General features: G+C 33.2%; 2 protein-coding genes. Both read right to left on the reverse strand.

Annotated elements, in window-relative coordinates; all coding sequences use genetic code 11:
* Window positions 1-341: 341 nt before the first annotated feature.
* Window positions 342-3,410: an efflux RND transporter permease subunit gene (locus AC1W31_RS20770; protein ID WP_481736417.1), complete on the reverse strand. Its 3,069-nt coding sequence runs from the start codon at window positions 3,408-3,410 to the stop codon at window positions 342-344.
* A 2-nt stretch (window positions 3,411-3,412) separates the two neighbouring features.
* Window positions 3,413-3,783, reverse strand: a 371-nt coding sequence (locus AC1W31_RS20775; RefSeq protein ID WP_481736418.1) for a TolC family protein, incomplete at its 5' end; no start/stop codon positions are given.

Below are 3,783 nucleotides of genomic sequence, written 5' to 3' on the forward strand. Positions count from 1 at the left end.
ATGGTTTTTCAACCCAAAGATACCCATTAAAATTAAAGGGTACAATTTCAATCCCATTTGTAAAATATTACCTTTTCTGGCATAACTTCACGCCAAGGCTCAATTTCACCGCTATACTCAGTAGGAGACACTTTTTTATTTAACATAACTTCAATTATACGACTTTTATTAATGAGTTAAAATGTATATTAATGCTGTATAAATGTGATTCTATTAATTGATTCTACACACTAACAAAATATCATTATTTTCAAAAAGGTGAAAATTAAAACTATTGTATTCTTATAAAAAGGTTTTCTAATGTGGTGAAAAAACAACCTAAAAAGAAATTTTAGAAACTCTCAAACTATTTTAGACGAATACACATTCCGACTATACATAAACCAATAAATCAAAGGGATAAAAGCCAATGAAATAAACAAACCTAAGCACATTCCACCAATTACAGAAAGAGCTAAGGGCTTTTGAAGTTCTGCACCAAGTCCCGAAGAAAATAGTATTGGGAAAAGCCCTAAAATAGTAGTCAAAAATGTCATTAATTGAGATTTTAGCCTACGCTTGCCTGATAATTTTATAGCATCAATCAAAGACATCGTGTCTTTTGAACGATTCATGGTATCAATTTTCAGAATGGAATCATTATCCAAAATTCCAATTAAAACTATCATACCAATTGCCGACATAATGTTGATACTATTTCCTGCAAAAAACAATAAAACCATTGCACCTGTGAGTCCAAAGGCAATCGTTAGCATTACGATTAGTGGTTGTACTAAGGATTCAAATTGAGCCGTGAGGATAAAATATAGCAATGCTATTGCCACCAAGATAATTATTCCTAATTCCTTTACGAAACCTAAATTACGAAAGTACCCCCCTGTAAAGCTCACACTCAAATTGGCATTTTTCAAGATTGTGTTTTGAATTTCGCTTTGGGCTTCTGGTATTTCTTGATTCGTCAAATTAAAATCAAAAGAAATAAAATCTCCATTTTTTCCCGAAAAGAAAGACTTATAATCTTTCTGATTTGAAATACTTATCAGTTCTTTGATGGGTAAAATTTGCCCTTTATTACTGAGGACAGTTGCGTTTTGTATCAAGGCATCAATTTGTTGGGAATTACTGCCTAATAAAATTGGAATATATTTTTGTTCGGCTTTTAAACTGCCCAAATTATTTTCATTAAAAATGGTTTTCAAAACCTCGACAATTCGCTCATAATCAACATCATAATACAATATTTTTTCGGTTAGAACTTGAATATAAACTCTACTTTGTTGAGAAGGTAAAGAAGTAGTAAATCCCTGCTGATTCAACTGATGATAGATTTGTGTTATCGTCTGAATATCAGGAACTTCTGCTTTATTATTACTTACAACACGGGCTTGAAGAGATGCTTCCGAAGTATTAAATAAGGCTTCAAATACGTTTTTAGCTGCCCCAAAAGAAGTAATGGCATTTGGATATTTCACCTTAATTAAACTTTCAATTTCTTTGTTAGTTTGTTCAAATTCTTTGTTAGTTTTTACCTTAATACTCAATAATGATTCATTAAAATTTTGCTGTAATTCTCGATTTAATAGAAATTGTTGTTGCCCAACAAACGCACTAATCATTAGATTTTTGTTATTATTTCGGGCAATTTGGCTAATAATTTGATTAACTCTACGGTTATTTTCTTCAATCGTAATCGCTTCATTCCAATCAATTTTTGCTTCCAATTCTGTCCTACTGATGATAGGCATCCCCCTTTTGTCAAGGCTTTTGAAAACTGGTATGGTTACGATTATTAGCAAGATAAAAAATCCTAACATCAACATTTTTTGTTTAAAAACTAAGTTTAACAAACCATCATACACACGTTCAGATTGTCTCATTAACCATGTGATTTTCTTGGGTACAAAACCCTTCAAACGTTCTTCTTTTAGGTAAAATAGCCGATACAAAACGGGTATCAGCGTATATGAACATAACAAGGAAATTCCCAAAGACAATGAGACAGCAATGGCTTGGTCAAAGAATAATGCCCCTGCAATACCGCTGATAAAAATGAGTGGTAGAAATACAGCAGAATTGGTTAGAATCGAGGTAAACAAAGGCATAATTACCTCTTGTGTTCCGTCAATACAAGCTCCATCGAGCGGATGTCCTTCTTCACGATATTGTTCAATATTTTCTATAACAATAATGGCAGAGTCAATGATTTCTCCAATTCCCAAAACCAAACCTGCCAACGAAACGATGTTGATAGAAATATGGAATAGGTAAAAACAAAGAAAGGTAATAACCAACGAAACAGGAATGACAATACCAATAAGGATGGGCGTTTTGAGGTCGTTCATAAAGAAAAATATCATTATGAACGTACACAAACCGCCAAACAAAATATTACCTATGAGATTATTGATAGATAAATCTAATAATTCTGTTTGGTCTTGACTGATACTAAATTCTAATTGTGGATAGTCTTCTTTGAAATGTTCTATCTGAGCATTCAGCTCTTTCCTAAGTTTAAGTAACTGTGTATCAGATTGTTTAATGATAGAAAGGCAGACAGCACGTTTCCCATTGAAAGTATAAAGCCCCCTTAGTTTTTGTTCTTGAATACTAACTTTTGCAAGGTCTTTTAATTGCAAAACTCGTTCTCCACCTTTCTGAATATCGCCAATTTTTAGATAAATATTTTCAATATCAGCCTGTGTTTTGAGAGTTGAAGCAAAGCGGATATTGTATTGATATTGACCGTCTTTTACCAATAAATTCCCTAATTCGATGTTGTTTTTTTGTAGAGTCTGCGTTAAGATTTGTTCTGTAATGCCAAGACTTTGCAGTTTTGAACGGTCTGGAATAATGATTACTTCTGGTTTTGAAAGCCCTGTCATATCCACCAACGCAACTTCTTTCATTTGTTCAATTCTTCTACGAAGTACATTCTCGCAAAATTCAGAAAGTTGTAAGCCAAAACCATTATTTTGCCCTTTTTCGGTAACGTTTAGATTGAAAACTGGAATATCTCCTGCACCCGCTTTGATTACCTTTGGGCGTTCTATCTCACGGGGTAATTGTCCCATGATGCCATCAATTTTTTCATTGGTTTCGATATAGGCAAGATTGATATTTGTACTAAAATCAAAACGGAGTTTGATAATTGCTAAACCGTCTTGGGTTTCGGCTTCGAGGTCTGAAAGATGATTTACTTGCTGTAATTGATTTCTGAGGGGTTTTACAATCGTTTTTTGTAGTTCACGGGCAGAAGCATTTGGGTAACTTACCTGCACAGTTATCTCAGGAATGGCAATATCTGGGAGTAACGAAACAGGGATTTGATTGAAAGTAACCAAGCCCAAAGCCATCAATGCAAAGGTAGTAATCAGTACGGCTATGGGGCGATGTAAGAGGAAACGAACCATATTTATTTAACTTCCTTTTGATACAATTGATAAATTTTTTCTTTTAACACAAAATCGTATCTAGCTTGTGTGAGGCTTATTTTGGTTTTCTCGTAATTGGTCTTCAATAAATTAAAGTCAATATAATTCATCGTTCCCAAGTTGAATTTACTTTCAGCAAACTTATATGACTCTTCAATTACTTTCAATTGTTCTTTTACCGCTTCATATTTACTCTTGGCAATATCTTTTTGCAGCACTAATGTTTCTACTTCTCTCAATACTTGTTCTTCCACAATTTTCAACTGACCTTCTGCACTCTTTACTTGAAGATTAGCATTCGTAATTCTGTTTTTTACAGTAAATCTATCAAATATTGGAATACTTAAATTTA

It is taken from the genome of Arcicella sp., from assembly GCF_964672035.1.

Coding starts and splice junctions, on each gene's coding strand:
- AC1W31_RS20770 (WP_481736417.1), bottom strand. CDS start 3,410: ATGGTTCGTTTCCTCTTACATCGCCCCATAGCCGTACTGATTACTACC.